The organism is Mycobacterium sp. (assembly GCF_040398885.1).
Classification (GTDB): Bacteria; Actinomycetota; Actinomycetes; order Mycobacteriales; family Mycobacteriaceae; genus Mycobacterium.
In genome coordinates this window covers 1-2,632 of sequence record NZ_JBBATF010000258.1, presented here as the reverse complement: position 1 = coordinate 2,632, position 2,632 = coordinate 1, and the positions used below count along the sequence as shown (strand labels likewise).

The 2,632-nt window shown below is 70.3% G+C and carries 3 protein-coding genes; 2 read left to right on the top strand and 1 reads right to left on the bottom strand.

Going from position 1 to position 2,632, the window contains the following annotated elements; all coding sequences use genetic code 11:
- Positions 1 to 1,078, bottom strand: a 1,078-nt coding sequence (locus tag ADBZ5U_RS15710) for a serine hydrolase domain-containing protein (RefSeq protein ID WP_526811748.1), incomplete at its 3' end; no start/stop codon positions are given.
- A 95-nt stretch (positions 1,079 to 1,173) separates the two neighbouring features.
- Here ADBZ5U_RS15710 and pyrR point away from each other — a divergent pair.
- Together pyrR and ADBZ5U_RS15700 are read left to right on the top strand one after the other, a co-directional pair.
- Complete coding sequence (gene pyrR / locus ADBZ5U_RS15705) at positions 1,174 to 1,740, top strand: bifunctional pyr operon transcriptional regulator/uracil phosphoribosyltransferase PyrR (protein ID WP_526811746.1); 567 nt, start codon at positions 1,174 to 1,176, stop codon at positions 1,738 to 1,740.
- The coding region (locus ADBZ5U_RS15700) for an aspartate carbamoyltransferase catalytic subunit (protein ID WP_526811745.1) at positions 1,737 to 2,632 on the top strand (896 nt) is incomplete at its 3' end. The genes pyrR and ADBZ5U_RS15700, both read left to right, overlap by 4 nt.

Below are 2,632 nucleotides of genomic sequence, written 5' to 3'. Positions count from 1 at the left end.
GGATCAGGTCGTTCTCCGGGTCGGCCTGCCACCAGGTGCCGTAGGCCCCGGGCCAGCCGAACGTCCCGCGCCCGCCGGGTCCGAACAGCTGGGCCGATTTCGCGGGGTCGGTGACCACCGAGAGGTTCAGGCCGAACCCGCGTCCCGTCCAGAACGGCATCCCGAGGAACGGGTGGCGCTTCTGGTCGTCGGTGAGCCGGTCGGTGCGCATCAGCCGCACCGACTCCTCGCGGAGCACCCGAACCCCGTCGACCGAACCGCCGCCGAGCAGCATCCGGGCGAACCGCAGGTAGTCGTCGGCGGTCGACACCAGTCCCGCGCCGCCCTGGCAGAACCGCGGCTCCCTGACCGGAATCGGGCCCATCGCGTCATGCTTCAGGCCGGCCGCATCACCCTCTGCGGCGAGCCGGTACATCGTCGCCGTCCTGGCCCTCTTGTCGGGGCAGACGTGAAAGCCGGTGTCGGGCATCCCCAACGGCGCCAGGACCCGCTCGGTCAGGACGTCCTGAAGGGACCTGCCCGCTATCCGCGACAGCATGATGCCCAGCACCTCGGTGGCGTGGCTGTAGGTCAGCCGATCACCGGGCTGGTGAACCAATGGCAGGGTGGCCAGCTCGGCCAGCCAGTCGTCGGCGTCCTGGCGCAGCGACAACTGCGCGTAGGCGCGGCCGATCGGGCCGGGCGCCGAGAAGGAATACGCCAGCCCGCTGCGATGCGTCATCAGGTCGTCGACGGTGATCGCCCGGGCGGCCGGCACCGTCTGGTCCAGCGGGCCGACCGGGTCGACCAGCACCCGCACATCGGCCAGTTCCGGCAGCCAGCGGGTGACCGGGTCGGTCAGCGCCAGTTCGCCCTCCTCGGCGAGCGCCAACGCCGCCGCCACCGTCACCGGTTTGGTCATGGACGCGATGCGGAAGATGGTGTCGCGCTGCATCGGCAGTTTCGCCTCGACGTCGCGGTAGCCGATTTCGTTGACCTGCAGCACTTCTCCGCGGTGCCAGACCAGCGTCACGGCCCCCGACAGCAGTCCGGTGTCCACGGCCTCGGCTACGGAGGACCTGTTGTCGGCGAGGCTCATCGGCGAGAGTCTACGGGCGGGTGCTATCGTTCCCGATCAGTCGACATCCTTTAACGATCCGTCCCGCGAGGCGGAGAAGGAGGTCTGGTCAGAAGGTGGCTGGCACCGACCGGGAACTCATGTCCGAGGCGGACGTCGGTCGAACCGTTTCCCGCATCGCCCACCAGATCATCGAGAAGACCGCCCTGGACGGCGCCGACGCGCCGCGGGTGGTCCTGCTCGGGATCCCGACCCGCGGCGTCACCCTGGCGAACCGGCTGGCCGCGAAGATCAAGGAGTTCTCCGGCGTCTCGGTCGCGCGCGGCAGCCTGGACATCACACTCTTCCGCGACGATCTGGGCTTCAAGCCGCACCGGGCGCTCGAGGAGACCTCGATTCCGTCCGGCGGTATCGACGGTGCGCTGGTGATCCTGGTCGACGACGTCCTCTACACCGGACGCTCGGTCAGATCGGCGCTGGACGCGCTGCGCGACATCGGCCGGCCCAGGGCGGTCCAACTGGCGGTGCTCGTCGACCGCGGCCACCGCGAGTTGCCGGTGCGGGCGGACTACGTCGGCAAGAACGTGCCCACTTCGCGCAGCGAGAACGTCAAGGTCCGGCTCGCCGAGGACGACAACCGGGAGGGCATCTGGATCGCGCCCGAAGGGGGGCCGGTCAGATGAGCGCCAGGCATCTGCTGTCCGCCGCGGACCTCTCCCGCGACGAGGCCACCGCGATCCTCGACGACGCCGACCGGTTCCGGCAGGCGCTGCTGGGCCGCGACGTGAAGAAACTTCCCACGCTGCGCGGCCGCACCGTCATCACGATGTTCTACGAGAACTCCACCCGCACCCGGGTGTCCTTCGAGGTGGCCGGCAAGTGGATGAGCGCCGACGTCATCAACGTCAGCGCCTCGGGTTCCTCGGTGGCCAAGGGCGAGTCCCTGCGCGACACCGCGCTGACCCTGCGGGCCGCCGGGGCCGACATGCTGATCATCCGGCACCCGGCGTCGGGAGCCGCCCAGCAGTTGGCGGAGTGGACCCTGGAGGCCGAGGGCGGCGGGGCGGGACCCTGCGTGGTCAACGCCGGGGACGGCACCCATGAACATCCCACCCAGGCCCTGCTGGACGCGCTGACCATCCGTCAGCGCCTCGGCGACATCGCGGGCCGCCGGGTGGTGATAGTCGGCGATGTCCTGCACAGCCGGGTGGCCCGGTCCAACGTGCTGCTGCTCAACACCCTCGGCGCCGAGGTGGTCCTGGTGGCGCCCCCCACGCTGCTGCCGGTGGGCGTGGGGAACTGGGGCGGCGCGCAGGTGTCGCACGACCTCGACGCCGAACTGCCCGCGGCCGACGCGGTGATGATGCTGCGGGTGCAGGCCGAACGGATGAACGGCGGGTTCTTCCCCTCCGAGCGCGAGTACTCGGTGCGGTACGGGCTGTCCGAGCGCCGGCAGGCCATGCTGCCCGAGCATGCGGTGGTGCTGCATCCCGGACCGATGCTGCGCGGTATGGAGATCTCGTTCTCCGTGCCCGACTCGTCGCAATCGGCTGTGCTGCAACAGGTTTCCAACGG